The sequence below is a fragment of the Pontibacillus salicampi genome, assembly GCF_042434395.1.
Taxonomy (GTDB): domain Bacteria; phylum Bacillota; class Bacilli; order Bacillales; family BH030062; genus Pontibacillus; species Pontibacillus salicampi.
Map to the genome: position 1 here is coordinate 1 of NZ_JBHLTP010000020.1, position 19,261 is coordinate 19,261.

Sequence of the window (19,261 nt, forward strand, 5' to 3'; positions counted from 1 at the left end):
CAAACTCTCCATAAGAGTTCGCCTAACATCATGTGAACATGATTACTGGCTAATGTTAAAAAATTAACAGGTTGTTTACAAGTTGTTTTGTTCAGTTTTCAAAGATCAAAAGCGTTTCAGCTTTTTGTTTGGCCGCTCAAAATAGCGACTTTATTAATATACCATTTAATCGTCATTGCGTCAACAACTTTTTATGATTTCTTTTTTGTTGTTTTTGCTGTCGATTTGGTTTGTTTTGTTGCCGTCGTTAGCGCAACGTTTAATAATATACCATGCTCTTCTCGAATAACGCAATAGTTTTTCTGATGTTTTTTTATTTTTATTTGTTTCTTCTCGTTAACACTTGCCCAGTACATAAAGAAAGCGCCCGGCACAATAGGCCCAGGCGCTTGTTTATTAATCTCGATGCCTCATTTGAGGGAATAGTAATACGTCTCTAATGGAAGGAGAATTAGTTAATAGCATAACAAGACGATCAATACCAATACCAAGTCCTCCAGTTGGAGGCAAACCGTATTCTAACGCCTCTAGAAAGTCTTCATCCATCATGTGGGCTTCGTCATTACCCTCTTCTCTTTCTTTTAATTGGGCTTCAAAGCGTTGACGCTGATCCACAGGGTCGTTCAACTCGGAGAAGGCATTCGCATGCTCGCGTCCAACAATGAATAATTCAAAGCGATCCGTAAAACGTCCGTCTTCTTTGTTTTTCTTAGCAAGCGGGGAGATTTCTACCGGATGTCCAAAAATAAACGTTGGTTGAATTAGCTTCTCTTCTACTCGCTGTTCAAAGAATTCGTTCAGGATATGACCAAATGTCATATTATCTTCTATTTTGATGCCATGTTCCTTCGCAAGAGATTTGGCATCTTCATCAGACATCTCCTGCCAGAAGTCGACGCCAGTATATTCTTTTACGATATCCGCCATATGGACTCGTTTCCATTCTGGCTCTAGATCTACCTCATATTCACCGTATTGCACCTTGGTGCTTCCTAGCACATCTTTAGCAATATGAGCTATTACGTTCTCTGTCAGCGTCATAATGTCATGAAAATCTGCATACGCTTCATACAGCTCCAGCATCGTAAATTCCGGATTATGACGAGTGGATACACCTTCATTACGGAATACGCGGCCTATCTCATACACCTTTTCCATACCTCCAACGATAAGGCGTTTCAGGTGAAGTTCAATAGCGATACGCATATATAAAGGCATGTCTAACGCGTTATGGTGAGTGATGAACGGACGCGCAGAAGCGCCGCCTGGGATGGCGTGCATCGTTGGCGTCTCCACCTCTAAGAAACCTTTGTCATCAAAGTAACGACGCATGGATTGAATAATTTTGCTTCGTAACACGAATGTATCACGACTATCCGGATTTGTAATAAGGTCAAGATAGCGCTGACGGTAGCGTTGTTCTATATCCTTCAACCCATGGAATTTCTCCGGAAGAGGTCGTAAGGATTTGGTAAGCATATGGAATTCGTGTGCTTTAACAGAAAGTTCCCCAACTTTCGTTTTAAACATTACTCCATCAACACCAACTATATCCCCCATGTCAGCAGACTGGAACATTTCATACGCATCTTCACCTACTGTATCTTTTCGTACGTAGATTTGGATTTGGCCAGTTAAGTCCTGGATATGCGCAAATCCAGCTTTCCCTTTTCCTCGCTTTGTCATAATCCTTCCTGCGATAGTGGTAGGAATCTGCCGCTCTTCCAAATCTTCTTTTGATATATCATTATAGGAATGTTTTAGTTCTTCTGAGAAATGCGTGCGCTCAAATTTATTTCCAAATGGATCTAGTCCTTTTTGATAAAAGGCATCCAGCTTCTCTCTACGCACCCTCATAAGGTCGTTCGTTTCTTCCGTCATCTTAATCACTCCAATTCTATAGCTTGTCTTATTCCATCCCCACGTCCGATACTAGTTTATACGGGCTATGCATAAAACCGCCAAATCGCTTGGCAGCCTTCAACTTAAACGTAGTATAGGGAATTAGTTGGGTTGTGTCAACGTACCTACAATACCTTGCGACGTCCTCGAATCACTCTGCTTATAGAAATACCCTTTTTCTATACTGGTCCGCTTACGAGAATCTGCTTCCATTAGAAGTAAACAGAAAGGTTACTTTTTCGGAGTCAATTCCTGCACAGGTATATTCAACTCGATAGACGCTTTGTTAATGACGTTTTCACTCGGTAGTCTGACCCCTCGCTCTATTTCACCTAGAACGGAAACAGAGATTCCGATGCTTTCCGCAAAATCTATTTGCGTGTATCCTTTTAATTTACGATAGGCTTTTATTCGTTTTCCCCATTTTTCGGCTTCCATTGCCTTACTCCTTCTTTCTCGGCGGCTGGCAAATCAGCTAGTAGCTGCCTTACTTGCTTATGGTAACGATCTATATAAAGCTCAGAATCTATATCGTGCAACGGAACAAGCACGAATGCTCGTTCATGTAATCTAGGATGCGGGAGCGTTAAGTGATCTGTCGCCACACGCTCATCATTATATAACAAAATATCAAGGTCAATAGTTCTTGGTCCCCACTTAACAGAGCGCTCACGGCCTAATTGCTGTTCAATACTCTGACAGTGAGCAAGGAGGTCCAGCGGCTCAAGAGTTGTCTCGAGCTTTATAACGGCATTTAAAAAGTCATCCTGCTCAGTATAACCTACCGGGGCCGTTTCATAAATAGGGGAAGATTGTAAAACATGTACTTTTTCATGGTTGTCTACTTGATTGATAGCTTCTTGCAAATAATTCATTCTTGGTTCAATATTTGACCCTAATGCTACGTATGCTGTTGTCATTTATGTCCTCTCCCTATATATCTCAATAGCTACTGACTCGTAATGCCCTGGAATAGGAGGGTTTGGTTTAATTACTTTAACGGTCACCGCATGCAGTTTATCAAAGCGCTCGAACAATTTGGCGGCCAAGTCCTCCGCAATGGCCTCCACCAAATACTTCACTTCTCCTTCAACTACCTGCTTTGTTACTTCATAAATTTGACCATAATTGATACTTTCGTTCATGTCGTCTGTTTCACCGGCTTTTTTCAAATCAAGCTCAAGTTCTAAATCCACAATAAACGCCTGCCCCAATTTATTCTCCTCCGGGAATAAACCGTGATAACCGTAAAACTCCATCTTATTCATGAGAATCTTATCCATTTGTCATTTCTCCTTTCCCAATCATGGTATCCATCATTTTTGTCATACGAGCTATTGATTTAACATCATGTACTCTAACCATGGCTACACCTTTAGAAATACCGAGACATACAGTGGCTCCCGTCCCCTCCATCCTTTCCTCAACAGGAAGGTCTAACACTTTGCCTATAAATGATTTCCGGGAAGTTCCCAACAATACAGGGTACCCTCTATTACATACCCGTTCCAAATAACGCATAACAACAAGGTTGTCCTCCGGTGTTTTAGCAAACCCTACTCCCGGATCCAATATAATGTTATGAGCTTTGACACCGGCTTCTTTAACGATAGAAACACTTTCCTCCAAATCCTGTATCATATCGTCTATTATATTTACATACTGTCGATTATCCCGGTTATGCATTAATACAATAGGCACTTGGTAGGCAGCGGCTACATTTGCTATCTCCCTATCCCGCTTCGCTCCCCAAACATCGTTAATAATAGAAGCGCCTGCCTCTACTGCAGCTCTTGCTACATCTGACTTATAGGTATCAATAGATATAGGGATTCCTACTTCCCGATGAACCGCTCGAATAATAGGGAGTACACGCTCCATCTCTTCCTCTGCTGATACAGGCTTATGACCAGGTCTTGTGGACTCCCCACCTATATCAATAATGTGTGCCCCATCCCTTTCCATTTCCTTAGCCTGATGGACCGCTGCATCTACTTCATTGAATCGGCCACCATCAGAAAATGAGTCAGGTGTCACATTCAAAATTCCCATTATTATTGTTTCTTCATCCAAATTAAATGTTTTTACTTTCGTTTTCAATATTCTAGTCATACCACTTATCTCCTTCACCGATCAACTTGCCTCTTACTATTGTACACAATCTATTGCGTTTAATCATTTCATCAGCCGTGGGAAAAGAAAAACACAAAAAAACTACCGCACGTTCATGCGGTAGTCGGCTATTCCAATTATTCTTGTTCGAAATTATATAAAGGAGTAGATAAATAGCGTTCCCCGTTACTTGGAACGATGGCCAGCACTTTCTTCCCTTTACCAAGCTCTTTAGCTACTTCCTTGGCTGCATAAATAGCAGCACCGGTAGAAATACCTCCTAGCAGCCCTTCCGTTTTGGCAACTTCGCGAGCCGTTTCAAAGGAAGCATCATTAGACACTTGAATAACCCCTTCATAAATTTCCGTATCTAAAATAGATGGCACAAACCCTGCACCTATCCCTTGAATTTTATGAGGACCTGGCTTCCCTCCAGATAAAACAGGGGAGCTCTCCGGCTCTACGGCGTATATTTTAATATTGTCGTAATGGGATTTCAGCACTTTCCCAGCACCAGTAATGGTTCCACCCGTCCCTATACCTGCTACAAACGCATCTAACTGATTGCCCATTTGCTCTACAATCTCTTTTCCAGTTGTCCGTTCATGAATGCTTGGGTTAGCAGGGTTATTAAATTGCTGAGGCATGTAATAACCGTGCTCTTCCTGCAGTTCTGTTGCTTTTTGAATAGCCCCCTTCATTCCTTCGCTTCCTGGGGTAAGTACTAATTCAGCTCCATATGCACGTAACAGGTTGCGACGCTCCTGACTCATCGTATCAGGCATAACCAAAATGGATTTGTATCCTTTTGCTGCCGCGACCATAGCCAGGCCAATTCCTGTGTTACCGCTCGTTGGCTCAATAATTGTATCTCCTGGTTTAATCTGCTGATTCGCTTCAGCATCTTCAATCATTGCTAATGCTATACGGTCCTTGACAGAGCTTCCTGGGTTCATAAATTCTAATTTCACGTAAATATCCGCACTATTTTCGTCACTTACACCATTTAGTTTTACAATAGGAGTTTGTCCTATTAATTCTGATATAGAGTTAGCTACGCGCATGATTTCCACCTCTAATTCCTAGTATTTTTATATGTATTATATACAATATAGAGCAAACTATCTGAAATGTCAAACAATATAATCAAAAGAAGGCGATTCCTTAATCGCCATAAAACCACTCTACACCTACATCATCCCAGAGCGTTTTAACAGATACAGAATCGCCAACGTAATCTAAAGCTAATTGCCTTTTTATATGCTGTTTTACATCTTCATAGCTGATATTTATCTTCGGAAGCATTCTGTGCACATATAACAGAACGTATCCTTGGTCTGTTTCAAAGGGGTCGGAGTATGACCCTGCAGAAAGTTTCTGAGCTCGTTTGAAATATTCATCAGGAACATAGGAGCTATCCTTTGAAAAATAGCCTAAATAACCTCCGCTGCCTCGCGTGGAGGAATCAGTAGAATATTCCCTAGCTAGAATCTCAAAGCTAGAGCCATCTTCCAATTCTTTAGCCACCTTCTTGGCTTCTCCCTCGGTGGAGACAACGATATGGGAAAATTGAAAGGACTTTTGGAAATCATACTGATCCTTGTATTCTTCATAATAATCCTTTATCTTTTTTTCCTCAATTCCAATATCCTGAGTCATTAATTCTTCAAGTAGGTAATTGTATCGTACTTGCTCTTGCCAGGTCTTGCGCTTCTCCTTCAACTTACTATCGCTTGTTACCCCTAGCATGGTTTCCATTAGAGCCAATTCTCGTTCCATCACCTTATCATTGAGTTGAATACCTTTTTCCTCTGCTAGCCGGAACACTACTTCCTTGTTAATGAGTTCCTCTAATACTGTTTTCCCATGACGTTTTTCAAGCATGGTAAGCCAGTTCTGATGAAGGATGCTTTCATCGCCGATGGAAGCAACGACCTCTTCCTCGCTAGCAGCTACTGGCTGCCGCAACTTGTTGTTAGGATTTTCAGAAGGAGCTTTGTCTGTATTTAACCACACAAGTAAAGTGGTTAGATTGGTCAGCAGTAATACTACAACCATTCCCCACAAAAACTTTCTTGTCATACCGACCACCTTTTTGTAAGCTGACTTATTGTTGTGTTACCAGTTGTCTTAATTCATCTTCTGTGAAGTGATACTCTTCATTACAAAAATGGCATGTCGCCTCCGCACCCTTATCTTCTTCGATCATGGCGCGTAATTCATCATTGCCTAAGCCCATAAGCGCATTTTCTAAACGCTCTCTGGAACAACGGCATTTAAACTGTACTGGTGTAGTGCTTAATACTTTATGGTCTCCACCAGCTAAAAGCTTCTCTAAGATTTGTTCTGGAGAGTGTCCCTGGTCAATTAAAGAAGAAATAGGCGGCAGCTCGTTAATATTATTTTCTACTTTAGTAATTGTATCATCGTCCGCTCCAGGCATCATTTGAAGGATAAAACCGCCTGATGCTTTAACAGAATGATCTGGATTAACAAGAACCCCCGCTCCAACTGCTGATGGAACTTGCTCAGAATTAGCGAAGTAATACGTGAAATCTTCACTTATTTCTCCTGATACTATTGGAGTTTCTCCTGTGAAATAATCTTTCAAGCCCGTGTCCTTTACAACACTGATGGTTCCGGAAGTTCCGACTGCTTGCGCTACATCAAGCTTTCCTTGATCGTTTAAATGGAAGTCAACGTGAGGGTTGCTCAAATATGCTCGTACATCGCCGTGAGCATTAGAGTCAGCAACAATAACGCCGATTGGACCTCCACCTTCAATTTTTATTGTAAGAGTGTCTTCTCCTTTTTGCATAGCACCCATCATTGCAGAAATGGACATAGTACGCCCAAGTGCTGCAGATGCAGTTGCATATGTGTCATGACGACGAACGGCTTCCCTTACTGTTTCTGTAGATTCAATGGCATAAGCACGTACCTTACCATCGAACGCTGTGGAGCGAATTAGATAATCTCCCATTGATGTTCATTCTCCTTTATTCAACAAAATTCCTTCATTTTGCATATATATTTCGTATAGTCCTTTTAACGTTAAATACGGATCGACTATATCAATCGTTCTAGACTCTTCAGCGAACAAACCAGCCAATCCCCCTGTGGCAATCACAGTCGGAGAATATAAGGATTGTTCCTTCATCCTCCGAACAACCTCATCCACCTGCCCGACATAACCGTAAAAGATACCAGCTTGCATAGCTTCTACTGTAGAGTCTCCTACTACGTTCTGTGGGGCAAGGATTTCTATACGAGGTAATTTCGCCGCTTTGGCATATAACGCTTCGGTTGATATATTAACACCTGGAGCTATAGCACCGCCAACATACTGCCCTGCCTCATTGATATAACAATACGTAGTAGCCGTACCAAAATCAATGATAACAAGAGGAGCGCCATATTCTTTAATAGCCCCCACCGCATTAACAATGCGATCGGCCCCTATTTCTTCTGGATTAGGATATGCCATGAGTAGGTTTGTTTCCACCGTCTGATCCCCAATTATTAAAGGTGATTGATAAAAATATTTATGGCACATTCTTTCCAATGCATACATGATTGGGGGGACTACCGAGGATATAATAATGCCACGAATATCATAAAAAGATAAACTTTCATGCTCAAACAGCTGTTTTATAATCATTGCAAACTCATCTTCTGTTTTGTGGCGATCTGTTGCTATCCGCCACTGGTATCTCATTTCTTCTTCTTCAAAAACACCAAGCACTGTATTGGTATTCCCTACATCTAGCACAAAAATCATTCTGATTCACCGCTTCCATTCACAATAATAACGATTACATCATATCACATCTGTTCTAGAAGAAGGTATTCCATCATTAGTTTATCTCTAATCGTCCATCCTATAAAAGCTTTCTTCCATACCGATAAAAAAATGCCCCTGAGTAATCAGGGACATTTTGTAAATGACTTATTTGTTTTGATCTTCGTCTGTCTCGTCATTAGACGGAGCTTCAGTCGTAGTATCTTCCTGTTTTGTTTTCTCCTCTGCCGCATCTTCTTCAGACTTAGAATTAATATTCACTTTCACATCTGAATCAGCCTTCGTATTGTCTTCTTTAATACGAGCAGCTTCGGAATCCTCAGGTAGTACGCCTTTCTCAAATAGAGAACGAATTTCAGTTGCATCTAACGTTTCCACTTCAAGAAGTGTTTGTGCTATTAGCTCTAATTGTTCTCTGTTTTCAGTAAGAATTTGTTTAGCGCGGTCATAACATTCTTTCACAATGCGCTGAACTTCTTGGTCAATCTCGTAAGCGATTTGATCACTATAGTTCTGCTCATTTTGAATGTCACGGCCTAAGAATACCTGGCCGCCACCGCCGCCAAATTGAAGCGGTCCTAGTTTTTCACTCATGCCGTATTCTGTAACCATCTTCCGTGCAATATTAGTTGTACGTTGGAAGTCGTTACTAGCACCAGTACTAGCTTCACCGAACATAATTTCCTCAGCAACACGACCACCAAGTAAGCCAGTAATCTTGTCGAGCAATTCTGGTTTGGTCATCATGAAGCGGTCTTCCTTCGGCAGCATAACAGCATACCCTCCAGCTTGACCACGAGGTACAATCGTAACCTTATGCACAGCATCCGCCTCGTCCAGAACCATACCAATAATAGTATGTCCACTTTCGTGGTGAGCCACGATGTTTCGTTCTTTCTCACTAACCACACGGCTCTTCTTAGCCGGACCTGCGATAACTCGGTCGATTGCTTCGTCAATAGAAACCATATCGATTTTTTCCTTGTCAGCACGAGCCGCTACAAGAGCAGCCTCGTTTAACAGGTTCTCAAGGTCTGCACCAGAGAAACCTGGTGTACGCATCGCAATGGTGTGAAGATCTACTGAATCTTCATCAAGAGGCTTATTACGTACGTGTACCTTCAATACTTCTTCACGGCCTTTAAGGTCTGGACGGTTAACCGTAATTTGACGGTCGAAACGTCCCGGACGTAATAAGGCAGGGTCAAGTATGTCAGGGCGGTTTGTAGCAGAAATAATAATGATACCTTCATTGGCACCGAAGCCATCCATTTCTACTAGTAATTGGTTCAATGTTTGTTCACGTTCATCATGGCCACCGCCTAAACCAGCGCCACGCTGACGTCCTACTGCATCAATCTCATCAATGAAGATGATACATGGAGAATTCTTCTTCGCATTTTCAAATAGGTCACGGACACGGGAAGCACCGACACCAACAAACATCTCTACGAAGTCGGAACCACTAATAGAGAAGAATGGTACGCCTGCTTCACCTGCAACTGCTCTTGCTAGCAATGTTTTACCAGTACCAGGAGGTCCTACTAATAGGACACCCTTTGGAATACGTGCACCAATTTGAGCAAATTTGCGAGGGTCTTTTAAGAAATCCACCACTTCAACAAGCTCTTGCTTTTCTTCATCTGCTCCAGCTACATCTTTGAAGCGAACTTTCTTCTTATCCTCGCTAAACAGCTTGGCCTTACTCTTACCAAAGTTCATAACACGGCTTCCGCCGCCTTGTGCTTGGTTAAGCAGGAAGAAGAATAATATGAAAATAATCACAAAAGGAATGATGGAGGTTAAGAACCTCACCCAACCACTCGGTTCTTCAGCAGCTTCAAAGCTTAAACTTTCACCAAGATTTTGTTCTTCTGCAATGGTAGTAATGTTTTGGATGATTTGTTCATTATCCGGAATGATAGATGTGAAAGAATTTTCCTCATCTTCTCCTGAAGCAAGCTCACCAGTTACATTGTAAGCATGATTCGTATATTGAACAGTCATCTTTTCTACTTGACCATTATTTAAAGCATCTTTGAATTCAATATAACTCAATTGTGTATCTTGATCGTTATCACCGTTAAATAGTCCTACAACACCTATCACAACTAAAAAGATTAATGCGTAGAATATTGTATTGCGAAATACTCGGTTCATTGCCTACCTCCTCCCAGGCGAGAAAACTATAGTAAATAGTACCATAAGTAAAAGTTTTTACACAACTCATAGCCATTCATGTTACTTCATTCTGTAAATAGAAATGAAACACCTAATTCCTTCACTATATGAATTAGGTATATTTATTATAACGTCAGAATCCTAATGAAATGCTGACCTTATAAGTGCAGGAAGCTGTCTCCCTTACTCTCCACCATAAATCGATGGCTTTAATACTCCGATGTAAGGAAGATTTCGATATCGTTCTTGATAGTCTAACCCATAACCTACAACGAATTCATCCGGAACCTCAAAACCTGCCAAATCTGCTTTCACATCTCCCTTACGACCAGCCGGCTTATCTAGGAGTGTTACGATTTTAATGGATCTTGCTTTACGATACTTAAACAAGTCCACAAGATAGCTGAGAGTTAGGCCACTATCGATTATATCTTCGATAATAAGCAAATCTCTTCCTTCTACTTGTGTGTCTAAATCCTTAATTATTTTTACCTCGCCAGACGATTGAGTAGTCCCGTGATAGCTGGAAACGTCCATAAAGTCCATTTCCAAGTGAGATTCTACCCGCTTCAATAAATCTGACATGAATGGAAGAGCGCCTTTCAGCACACCAATTACTAAAGGAAATTTATCATGATATTCCCCTGTTAACTGGGCAGCAAGTTCTTGGATCTTCTGCTGTATCTCTTCCTCAGATATTAATACTTTTTCAATATCGTTATGCATTTCCCATCCTCCTAGAAGTATCGTCATTCTTAACAGTTAGATGTAACCAATCGATTGAGTCACCTGCTTCTAATCGCGCTTTCTGCAAGGAGACAACCCACAGGATCCGGCCGTTATGATCCGTTACCATAGGCCATGAATCTCTCTCTTTTTGAGGAACCTTATGATCAATGAACAGATCTTTAATCTTTTTATGCCCATCCATCCCTCGTAAAGCAATCCTATCCCCAGCGCGCCTCGTTCGAACATGCAAAGGAAGTGCGATTTTATTTACATCACACATGAAATGATGCTCATTTTGCTCTAATGATGGTCCATCCCAACTAGCATGCACGCTTGTACCATCCGGCAAAAGCACCTTACCAGGTACATTTAAATAAAAATGAAAGGGCTCGCTGTCCTTGTCCTCCCGTAGAAACGTAAAGGTTATCTGTTCATACGAACGTAGCACCATTAAGTTTCGAGGAAGATTTATGGATAAATGCGGACTCTCTGCCTTCATTATTTGTTTAAACTGCTCCCAATGATGATAGGTAACATCATCAGGCTGCTCTTGATAAAGATAGTTTAATATTAGATGAAAGGTACGCCTTTGTAAAGATGAAGACGCGGCTAGAAATGCATTGAGGTCAAATCGGATTTCCTCAGGTTCTTTATGAAATAATGAAGATTGAAAAAAACGATCTGTCTGCTCCTTTAAAAAGGCTTCATCCTCTGATACATACTCGCTATAAGCTTGTATATGCTCATGCACCTTTCTATTTTGCTCTTTCAAAAAGGGGAGCACATGTAATCGAAAAGCGTTCCTAGTGTACGCCGGACTAGCATTAGAGGCATCAACGCAATAGTGGATGTCATGCTTTTGACAGTATTCCTCAATTTCTGCCTTCGTAACCCCAAGAAATGGACGAATAATCTGTCCTCCCCCAAACGGGCGGCGGACATCCATTCCTTTCATATGCTGTGGCTCTGCCCCTCTAGCCATTCGCATAAATACAGTTTCTACTTGATCATCGCCATGGTGCCCCATAGCCAGCATATCTGCTTGATGCTTCTGCATTTGTTCAGCGAAAAATTGATATCGCATATGTCTTGCAGCCACCTGAGTGCCTACCTGATGCTGTTCCTTATAGGAAGGAACGTCCAACGTAACAGATTCACACGCTACCCCCAAGTCGTCACACACAGATGTTACAAACTTCACATCCTCTTCGGAAGCCGCTCCTCTTAAAGAGTGGTCTACCGTGAGGGCAACCAGATGGAAGCCCCAGTGATGCTGAATGCCTTTTAGATAATGAAGAAGGGCCATTGAATCCGGCCCTCCAGATACCGCGATAAGTATAGTTGCATGCTGTTTAAACAGCTGATGCTGACGAGCAAATTGATCGACCTTCAGGTTAAACAACCGCTCCACTCCGTTCTAATCTGTTCTTAATATATCATTCCTTATCGTATCATTTTTCACAATCCTCCTGCAAAGTTTATGTTTACATCCACTGCATTAAAATATAAATGGTGTAGAACATTCCTGCTAGAGCAAGTATCCCCATACCTTCCCACACAGCATGGGACTTCTTTGGTACAGGTGCAGGTACCCCGGATTTGTGACGTGGTGCAGCTTGTTTTCTTTGTACACGAGAGGGTGTTCCACTTGATTTACTGCTTTGCTGCCTTAGTCGGTCATCCCAAACTATTTGTTGCACAGCTGCCTTCATTTGGCCGCTGGAATGAAACTTCCCGGAGAGAGCATGATGGATTACTCCTCGATACGCTCTTAGCTCTTTGCACTGATTCAGCTTTGTGGCCAAGGTCTTTTCACCATCTTTCCCTCTCTCAAATCGTTTCGGATAATAAATGTGCAGCATCACCATTGCAAGTGCAAACAAATCGTAGCTAGCCTCCGCCTTTCTTGACCCCATACCCCAGTACCCTCGATCATAAAATTCAGTGTATTCTTTAATGGCTCTTCCCTGTAGAGTCGTTCCCCCCACATCAATCCAACGAAGCCTTGCCGGAGGATAGGTTACAATAAGGTTCTCCGTTTTTAAGTCTCCAAACACCCACCCTGCTTGATGAAGCTTCTCTAGGTCCTCCAGTAATTGAACCATTAGTACTCCCAGCCATTCCTCGCCATGTGATTGCATAAACGGAATAAGCTCTTTCCCTCGCAAATATTCCATTACATAAAAAGAGGTGGTCGTTCCATCCCGCTTCACCCAATCATCAACATCCATTAAAGAAGGTCCAAGGGGTGTGCCTTGAACCTTCTGAAACGACTTCAGTACATTGACTTCGGATGTGATAGTAGTCTGGTTGAAGCCGAACTTAATCGCGACTGGAGTTCTGTTATATTGGGCCAGAAATACTGCCCCACAAGCTCCGGACCCAAGCTTCTTTACGATGCGATAAGATCGGCTATACCATTTTCCTGTTACAATTGTGCCTGGTTGAATATCAATAACCTGATTCTTCCCTGGATGATTCATCACGACTCAATAGACTCCTCAAATTTTTCTTCTTTTGGAACTGTTGAATGGCCTCTCGTAAAGCTGGACCAGTTGGTGTAATACCACCGCTTGTCAGCTTAGGGAAAACGGACGAAATCGAATCCAGCTGAGGCGTCCAATCCATGATTCTTTCTATCGGCTTCCGCTTACCAGGGAAGGAATAGATGGAAAATTTATTATTACCCATTCTGGCATTCAAGCTTAAAGAAAGGTCATACAACGAATCCTGCACGGTAGGGAGTTTGTTGTGCATGCTTGCACTTGTATCGACAAGAACCAATACTTCTAAATCACACGTTTCCCCTAGGTCCTCTACAACCTCCATCACTTCTCCTCTTTGATCTGGCGGCAGCTCCTCTACGTGCTTCTCAGCGCCAAGAATGGACTGCAGCTCTTGGTTGACGACACCCTGTAACGTTTGAGTCATTGCTTGCCTGGTAACCATCTGAACGGTTTGAGACAAGGATTTGGCATAAACGATTTGGCTGACCCCGCCCCCGGATAATGCAATTTCCTCTACTTCCTCTAACCCTTCCGGCTGTTCGGATTGATCATTTTCCAACACACCGATAACATTAATGGTTATACCTTGCTGGTGAGCTAATGTTGCAACGGCAGATGGATCCTCTCCTTGGTTGGAGCAACCGTCAGTTATTAGTAACACCTGTTTTAGCGTACCTTTTTTCATGAATGCTCTCCTCCTGCAAAAATGGTATTACCATCATCGCCTCTCGGATTAGAAAATATACTTCGCTGGCTCACAAAAAAACGAACCCCTTAAAGAAGGAGTTCGCATTATCCTACCGTTCGCTTTTTTGCTACTGGAATCGCAGCCCATTCTGGAACATTTCTTTTTATCTTTGTTACCAGCACAGTCATGTCATCCTCTATCGCACCAGACCTTGTCCGCACAACCTCTTCTAATAATAAATCCGCAATATCCTGGGGATCATCGGTTTCCATGTCCCTTATCTTTCTCTTCAGCCACAGGTCGACATTCTCCACATGCTTGGGTCCTTCAAAAATACCATCACTCATCATAATGAGAAGGTCTCCAGCTTTCAATTCCTCGCTTACGACATCAACCTCAAAATCCTGGATAATGCCAATCGGTAGGTTGCTAGCTTCGATTTTATGCAATTGATCGTTGCGTCTAATAAAGCTAGGAGTTGACCCAACCTTTAAGAATTTCGCACTAGCATCCTGTAAATCCAACACCGCTAAATCTAACGTGGAAAATATCTCATCCGTCGTTCGAAGCGACAGAATAGAATTGATAGACTTAATAGCAACCTTCTCTTCAATTCCTGTTTCTAATATTTGTTGGAGCAAACGCAAGGTCTCCATACTCTCCACGTGAGCTCTTTCTCCATTCCCCATCCCATCACTAATTGCTACCGCATACTTACCCGCACCGAGCTCAATGGTAGAATAGCTGTCCCCAGACACCAGCCCTCCATCCTTAGCCGCATGCGCTACACCCGTTTCAATAACATACTTTCTAGCCGATCCGAACGAGAAGTAGCAATACCCATTAGGAAATGGTGAAATTTCTTCCTGCTTTACAATTATCGTCTCCCGTAATATCTCTGAAAGCACCGGAGCAACTATTTTTGCCCCCTCCCCTTTATAATCGTAAAAGGATAAGGTCATCTCTATATCTACATCCCCCGCTTCTAAGCTGTAAATCTCCATCTGCTCTATTTCAAAGCCCATCGTTTTAAGCGCCTGGACTATTTCTTCTTCTTGGGTATCATGATTTTCTCGTTCCTTTAAAATTTCCTTCGCAAAGTCCCCCATCACTTCTGATACTCCACGGAGCTGCTCTGCAACAAACCTTCTGCTTTCGAACACCTGTCTCTTTAAATGCTTATTAGCCTGAAAAAAGGAAAGCTCATGACGCATGGATTCCACCACTTTATCAGTCTTTACGCAATGCTTATCAAACTCCATATGCAATTTGCGTTTACTCGTATAAGTTCCATCATCCAGACTTGTCATCATTTCCTGCATATAGCCGTACGTTTGATCAAAGTTCTGTGCCCAGCACTTCTCCTTGCGAAAGCAATTCTGACACGTTTTTTCTGTAACATTGCTCAGGAAATAATCTGTCTCTTTCTCCTCTTCCTCCTGATCTTCCTTCCACTCCACTTGAGAAAAACTACTTGATAGCGCTTTAAACACATGAGAGAACTGCTGTACGCGATCTGCCGTTACGTTTCGCACTTTCTCTAAGTATTGTTCCTGCTGATGGGTATGCTCGTTCGTACCAGGGATGTAACGAGCAATCTTACGTATCCACGACTCCGGTGTTAAGAAAAATAACAACACCGCCACAGACGTTTCATATATAGAAGGAGCGAGCTCTTGATACCCTTCCCCATATATTCCAATTAGCAGGGTACCAACAAATAAACCGATGCCTACTCCGAATTTTTTTCCGTCTTTTAATAAGCCTCCTAATAAACCAGAAAAGGCCAGCAAACTCATCTGATAAAGACTTGCCACATCCGCTAAGCTCAAAATTAACCCTGTAACGACCCCAACCGTAGAACCAATTGCCGCTCCACCTACAAAGGCAAGCCACATCACTAGATAACGGGATAGAATTTGCTCCATCGACACATCATAGATCTGCCAGCCTATCGTTCCTGTCAGGACAGAGGCTAATAAAATGATCATACACACAATCTCTTCATTTTTCAGTGCCTGCTTATACTTTTTTGGTGATAGTAATGGAACACTCTGCATAAATATTAGTACAAGGATGGCACTAAGGCTTGCTTCCACAAGCGCCAGCATCCAGTCGTACGCTTCCATATTGTTGGTCAAGTAGTAGAGAACGGATCTTGTTGCGAGACTTGCAAAGAAAACAAAGAACGGGAGCAGTTTTTGCTGGTCCCTGAATCTATGAAAGATAAAGGCTAATAGGAAAAACAAGACCATAGCCATGCTTATAAAGATGCTCTGCTGCCAATGAAAAGTCATTGAACCTATTAGAACGGCAAACATCACTTTCATGGACTTCTCTTTTCTCATCAGCCACACAGAAGCGAGAAAAGAAAGGGCAAAAGGCGATACAGTTGATAGAACGATAGCTCGTCCTAATAGAAAACCAACTATAAATAGGAGCCATCCTCGTTCAATGAAGAATACTTTCACCTGCTCCCCCATCCTCCGCTTCCACTTCGTCATGACATGGGTCATATTTCTTCTAGAAACTTTCACGTTCCCTCGTGTAATAGAATCCATCATGGTTATCTCTCCTCCTTGTTGTTTCATTTAACCACAATGGACAAACTTATTTTGTCAAAACAACAGAACGTTAGGGAAGAACCTTTCGACTACATTCTTCTTCCAAAAAGAGGATTCGCCATTTTCAATCCATCCCCATCCCTTTTCCATACATGCTCATGTCGGAAAGAATGGTCTTTTCTCCAATTGTCACGATAAAAGAATGGTATATGTCCTTCGTGAGCAATAAACTCTGCTAATAGTTGTAGTTTTTCCTCCTGTATAGCATAATGATGCGGAAAACTTGATACGAAGTAATATGAGGGTTGTCACTCCAGACCATAGCCTCCCATATTCATATAAGTAAATGACCCTTCATTATCCCCCATTATATTGATTAAGACGAATCACCAAATGCTGCATCTCATCAACCTGTTAGCCGAAAAAGAATTACTAAATAAAAAATGTCCCATATTTTATTGACACCATTTTATACGTGGTGTATTATATTCCTTGTGACTTCGCGATAACACACTTGAAACAGCTCAGGCGATGAATTCCATAATGACATTGAAGGAGCCTTTGCTATATATATGGCGGCGTAGCTCAGCTGGCGAGAGCGCACGGTTCATACCCGTGAGGTCGTGGGTTCGACTCCCTCCGCCGCTACTTTCTTTTTTTTACATATTCATAGTGCTAGGCCCGTTGGTCAAGTGGTTAAGACACCGCCCTTTCACGGCGGTAACACGGGTTCGAATCCCGTACGGGTCATCATCCGATTCTTGTCCTAACGCACAGCTATGCTGTGCGTTTTTTATGTATATACCGCTAATATAGTAACCATGAAAAACGACCTGGCGCTAGGAGCAGCCAGGTCGTTTTTAGTTTACGATTGATGCATTTCTATGGCTTCCTTCACTGTTGGGAACGTTTTTAAGGAGGATAAATCCAAGTTGATTTTGGCAGATTGCAGGGCAAGCCCAGGGGAGATGCCTGCAATAATTAACTCAGTACCTAATAGCTGTAGAATATCCTTTAGCCTATATATCCCACGGATAATTTCCTCATCATAGCTGTTAAGACCAGATAACTCCATAATTAAATATTCATGCTGCGTTTCTGCCATTTTGCTCGTAATATTATCGGTAATTAAATTCAAGCGCTCCCCATCAATATTTCCGATTATCGGCAATACAGATATCCCTTCAGCTATCGGAACAATAGGTGTGGAAAGAGCGGATACTTCTTTCATATACGTTGTGAGGTCATCTTCAGCATGCTTTTGAGCAGAAATATCTTTTTGGACTCCAATGAAGTAATACTGCCCTTCTGCTTCCATATAAACAGGATCAATATGTAATTCATTCCAAAATGGGGTGCCGTCTTTCTTATAGTTTAATACCTCAATGGTAATGGACTTCCTATGCTGAATAGCTTCTCGAAGCTGTTGGATTGCTCGCTCATCTGTTTGCTCACCCTGAAGAAAGCGGCAGTTATGACCTAGTATTTCTTCTGAATCATACCCCGTGATGTAACGAAAACCTTCGTTTGCGTAGATAATGGGATTATCACTTTGATTGGGATCTGTAATAATGGCGCCAACGCGCGTATGATCAATCGCTTTTTCTAACAAAGAATAATAAATGGAATCATTAATTAGATGATTCTTCATCCGTTTCACCTTCCTATTTAGACCTCTTGTACGTTCGACTGCGTATTCTAATAGTATCAAAATGTTCTTATATGCTCAAAAAATTGTACCCTGTTCAGTGATGTCATATAAAAAGGTCTGCTGGACACATCGCAGCAGACCTTCTATGGGAACGCAAAGCATTCTCTTTATATAAAATATAGTTCATTCCTAATAGTTGCTCATAGACAGCAAGTTAGCCTCTTTTAGCACCTCGACCCCCGCGTTTGGACTCTGTATGCTTTCTAAGGGACGCCATACGCTCCTCGCTATCCTTTAGAAAACGGTTCATCTTCGACTCAAACGTTTCCGGCTTTTCACGGCGATCATGGTTACTCTTTCCACGGCCTCCACCTTTTGGACGACGATCTTTATTATGGTTATTGCTCTGGTTTTGGTTTTGGTTATAATTTTCCTGAGCTTTCTTAATAGAAAGACCAATCTTTCCATCATTCTCTACGTTGATAACCTTAACCTCAACCTGATCACCTTCGCTTAGGTGGTCGTTAATGTCTTTCACATAACTATCAGCAACCTCACTAATGTGAACGAGACCTGTAGAACCATTTGGAAGTTCTACGAACGCTCCAAAGTTAGTGATACCTGTTACCTTGCCCTGCAACTTGCTGCCTACTTCGATTGACATAAAAAAAATGCTCCTCCTTAAGAATTTCAAAAAGTATCTTCCAACATATTATATATAAGCTTTAAAAAGAGTGTCAATATGACGGGCTGTTATCAGGCATTTTAAAGATAATTTCTCCTTCTTTCGAGAAGAAATAATTGGTCCTTGCTATTTGAAGGACGTATTCCTCGTCATTAAGAAGCTGAATCTCCTCTTTCAGATCCTTCTCCTCCTGATCCAACGTAGCCATCTGATCTTGTAATTGTTCATATTGTTCCTTTTTTTCCGCATAAGTAATACGTTGATTTATATGGAAAGTGATTAAGCCTCCAAATAATAGCACAGTAACTAGTGTAAATAAAGCCAACCGACGTATAAGGCGCTTTTTCTTCTTCTGTTGTCTTTCCATATATGCATCATATTGCTTTACATATCCAGAATCGATTTTAGCGACGGATTTTCGTTTTTCCTTCACCAAATAG

General features: G+C 41.9%; 18 protein-coding genes and 2 tRNA genes. 2 read left to right on the plus strand and 18 right to left on the minus strand.

Features of this window, described 5'->3' with window-relative positions:
- Positions 1-396: 396 nt before the first annotated feature.
- From lysS to spoIIE, 15 genes are all read right to left on the minus strand, one after another.
- The gene (lysS, locus tag ACFFGV_RS18675) at positions 397-1,881 is read right to left on the minus strand and encodes a lysine--tRNA ligase (RefSeq protein WP_377351147.1); all 1,485 of its coding nucleotides are present in this window, start codon (positions 1,879-1,881) and stop codon (positions 397-399) included.
- Positions 1,882-2,133: 252 nt separating this feature from the next.
- Positions 2,134-2,340, minus strand: a complete 207-nt coding sequence (locus tag ACFFGV_RS18680; RefSeq protein ID WP_377351149.1) for a helix-turn-helix domain-containing protein — start codon at positions 2,338-2,340, stop codon at positions 2,134-2,136.
- A complete protein-coding gene (gene folK / locus ACFFGV_RS18685; protein WP_377351151.1) occupies positions 2,310-2,822 on the minus strand; it encodes a 2-amino-4-hydroxy-6-hydroxymethyldihydropteridine diphosphokinase in 513 nt (170 codons plus the stop codon). Before folK ends, ACFFGV_RS18680 begins: the two co-directional genes overlap by 31 nt.
- Positions 2,823-3,185: a dihydroneopterin aldolase gene (gene folB / locus ACFFGV_RS18690; RefSeq protein WP_377351153.1), complete on the minus strand. Its 363-nt coding sequence runs from the start codon at positions 3,183-3,185 to the stop codon at positions 2,823-2,825.
- Positions 3,178-4,014, minus strand: coding sequence for a dihydropteroate synthase (gene folP, locus ACFFGV_RS18695; RefSeq protein ID WP_377351155.1), 837 nt, complete (start codon positions 4,012-4,014; stop codon positions 3,178-3,180). The genes folB and folP overlap by 8 nt, the downstream gene beginning before the upstream one ends.
- A 137-nt stretch (positions 4,015-4,151) precedes the next feature.
- A complete protein-coding gene (gene cysK / locus ACFFGV_RS18700) occupies positions 4,152-5,081 on the minus strand; it encodes a cysteine synthase A (protein WP_377351260.1) in 930 nt (309 codons plus the stop codon).
- A 97-nt stretch (positions 5,082-5,178) separates the two neighbouring features.
- Positions 5,179-6,096 carry a peptidylprolyl isomerase gene (locus tag ACFFGV_RS18705; RefSeq protein WP_377351158.1) on the minus strand — a complete coding sequence of 306 codons (918 nt, stop codon included), beginning with the start codon at positions 6,094-6,096 and terminating at the stop codon, positions 5,179-5,181.
- Positions 6,097-6,121: 25 nt separating this feature from the next.
- Entirely contained in the window at positions 6,122-6,997 is an 876-nt protein-coding gene (gene hslO / locus ACFFGV_RS18710) for an Hsp33 family molecular chaperone HslO (protein ID WP_377351160.1), read from the minus strand.
- 6 nt (positions 6,998-7,003) lie between these two features.
- Positions 7,004-7,795 carry a type III pantothenate kinase gene (locus ACFFGV_RS18715; RefSeq protein WP_377351162.1) on the minus strand — a complete coding sequence of 264 codons (792 nt, stop codon included), beginning with the start codon at positions 7,793-7,795 and terminating at the stop codon, positions 7,004-7,006.
- Positions 7,796-7,963: 168 nt separating this feature from the next.
- Positions 7,964-9,976 (minus strand): ATP-dependent zinc metalloprotease FtsH, encoded by a 2,013-nt coding sequence (gene ftsH / locus ACFFGV_RS18720; RefSeq protein WP_377351164.1) that lies wholly within the window; start codon positions 9,974-9,976, stop codon positions 7,964-7,966.
- A gap of 204 nt (positions 9,977-10,180) precedes the next feature.
- On the minus strand, positions 10,181-10,723 hold the full coding sequence (gene hpt / locus ACFFGV_RS18725) for a hypoxanthine phosphoribosyltransferase (protein WP_377351167.1): 543 nt from the start codon (positions 10,721-10,723) through the stop codon (positions 10,181-10,183).
- Complete coding sequence (gene tilS, locus ACFFGV_RS18730) at positions 10,716-12,128, minus strand: tRNA lysidine(34) synthetase TilS (protein ID WP_377351169.1); 1,413 nt, start codon at positions 12,126-12,128, stop codon at positions 10,716-10,718. The genes hpt and tilS overlap by 8 nt, the downstream gene beginning before the upstream one ends.
- Positions 12,129-12,210: 82 nt before the next feature.
- Entirely contained in the window at positions 12,211-13,209 is a 999-nt protein-coding gene (gene prkT / locus ACFFGV_RS18735) for a serine/threonine protein kinase PrkT (protein WP_377351262.1), read from the minus strand.
- A complete protein-coding gene (locus ACFFGV_RS18740; protein ID WP_377351171.1) occupies positions 13,178-13,918 on the minus strand; it encodes a VWA domain-containing protein in 741 nt (246 codons plus the stop codon). Before ACFFGV_RS18740 ends, prkT begins: the two co-directional genes overlap by 32 nt.
- A gap of 107 nt (positions 13,919-14,025) precedes the next feature.
- On the minus strand, positions 14,026-16,485 hold the full coding sequence (gene spoIIE / locus ACFFGV_RS18745) for a stage II sporulation protein E (protein ID WP_377351173.1): 2,460 nt from the start codon (positions 16,483-16,485) through the stop codon (positions 14,026-14,028).
- A gap of 574 nt (positions 16,486-17,059) precedes the next feature.
- Between spoIIE and ACFFGV_RS18750 the strand changes: the two genes are divergently transcribed.
- Positions 17,060-17,133, plus strand: a tRNA-Met gene (locus ACFFGV_RS18750).
- A 30-nt stretch (positions 17,134-17,163) separates the two neighbouring features.
- A tRNA-Glu gene (locus tag ACFFGV_RS18755) sits at positions 17,164-17,235 on the plus strand.
- Positions 17,236-17,350: 115 nt separating this feature from the next.
- On the opposite strand, the gene ytvA is transcribed toward ACFFGV_RS18755, so the two are convergent.
- The 3 genes from ytvA to ACFFGV_RS18770 all read right to left on the minus strand — a co-directional run bounded on the left by ytvA (position 17,351) and on the right by ACFFGV_RS18770 (position 19,254).
- Positions 17,351-18,136, minus strand: coding sequence for a YtvA family blue-light photoreceptor (ytvA, locus tag ACFFGV_RS18760; RefSeq protein ID WP_377351175.1), 786 nt, complete (start codon positions 18,134-18,136; stop codon positions 17,351-17,353).
- A gap of 214 nt (positions 18,137-18,350) precedes the next feature.
- Entirely contained in the window at positions 18,351-18,800 is a 450-nt protein-coding gene (locus ACFFGV_RS18765) for a S1 domain-containing RNA-binding protein (protein ID WP_377351177.1), read from the minus strand.
- A gap of 73 nt (positions 18,801-18,873) precedes the next feature.
- Positions 18,874-19,254, minus strand: coding sequence for an FtsB family cell division protein (locus tag ACFFGV_RS18770; protein WP_377351179.1), 381 nt, complete (start codon positions 19,252-19,254; stop codon positions 18,874-18,876).
- Positions 19,255-19,261: the final 7 nt, after the last annotated feature.

What these genes read in the sequence shown, in the direction of transcription:
- ACFFGV_RS18680 (WP_377351149.1), bottom strand. Translation starts at nt 2,340, where the DNA reads ATGGAAGCCGAAAAATGGGGAAAACGAATAAAAGCCTATCGTAAATTA.
- prkT (WP_377351262.1), bottom strand. Translation starts at nt 13,209, where the DNA reads ATGAATCATCCAGGGAAGAATCAGGTTATTGATATTCAACCAGGCACA.
- hpt (WP_377351167.1), bottom strand. Translation starts at nt 10,723, where the DNA reads ATGCATAACGATATTGAAAAAGTATTAATATCTGAGGAAGAGATACAG.
- ACFFGV_RS18715 (WP_377351162.1), bottom strand. Translation starts at nt 7,795, where the DNA reads ATGATTTTTGTGCTAGATGTAGGGAATACCAATACAGTGCTTGGTGTT.
- ACFFGV_RS18705 (WP_377351158.1), bottom strand. Translation starts at nt 6,096, where the DNA reads ATGACAAGAAAGTTTTTGTGGGGAATGGTTGTAGTATTACTGCTGACC.
- folB (WP_377351153.1), bottom strand. Translation starts at nt 3,185, where the DNA reads ATGGATAAGATTCTCATGAATAAGATGGAGTTTTACGGTTATCACGGT.
- lysS (WP_377351147.1), bottom strand. Translation starts at nt 1,881, where the DNA reads ATGACGGAAGAAACGAACGACCTTATGAGGGTGCGTAGAGAGAAGCTG.
- ACFFGV_RS18765 (WP_377351177.1), bottom strand. Translation starts at nt 18,800, where the DNA reads ATGTCAATCGAAGTAGGCAGCAAGTTGCAGGGCAAGGTAACAGGTATC.
- hslO (WP_377351160.1), bottom strand. Translation starts at nt 6,997, where the DNA reads ATGGGAGATTATCTAATTCGCTCCACAGCGTTCGATGGTAAGGTACGT.
- ACFFGV_RS18740 (WP_377351171.1), bottom strand. Translation starts at nt 13,918, where the DNA reads ATGAAAAAAGGTACGCTAAAACAGGTGTTACTAATAACTGACGGTTGC.
- ytvA (WP_377351175.1), bottom strand. Translation starts at nt 18,136, where the DNA reads ATGAAGAATCATCTAATTAATGATTCCATTTATTATTCTTTGTTAGAA.
- folP (WP_377351155.1), bottom strand. Translation starts at nt 4,014, where the DNA reads ATGACTAGAATATTGAAAACGAAAGTAAAAACATTTAATTTGGATGAA.
- spoIIE (WP_377351173.1), bottom strand. Translation starts at nt 16,485, where the DNA reads ATGATGGATTCTATTACACGAGGGAACGTGAAAGTTTCTAGAAGAAAT.
- ftsH (WP_377351164.1), bottom strand. Translation starts at nt 9,976, where the DNA reads ATGAACCGAGTATTTCGCAATACAATATTCTACGCATTAATCTTTTTA.
- folK (WP_377351151.1), bottom strand. Translation starts at nt 2,822, where the DNA reads ATGACAACAGCATACGTAGCATTAGGGTCAAATATTGAACCAAGAATG.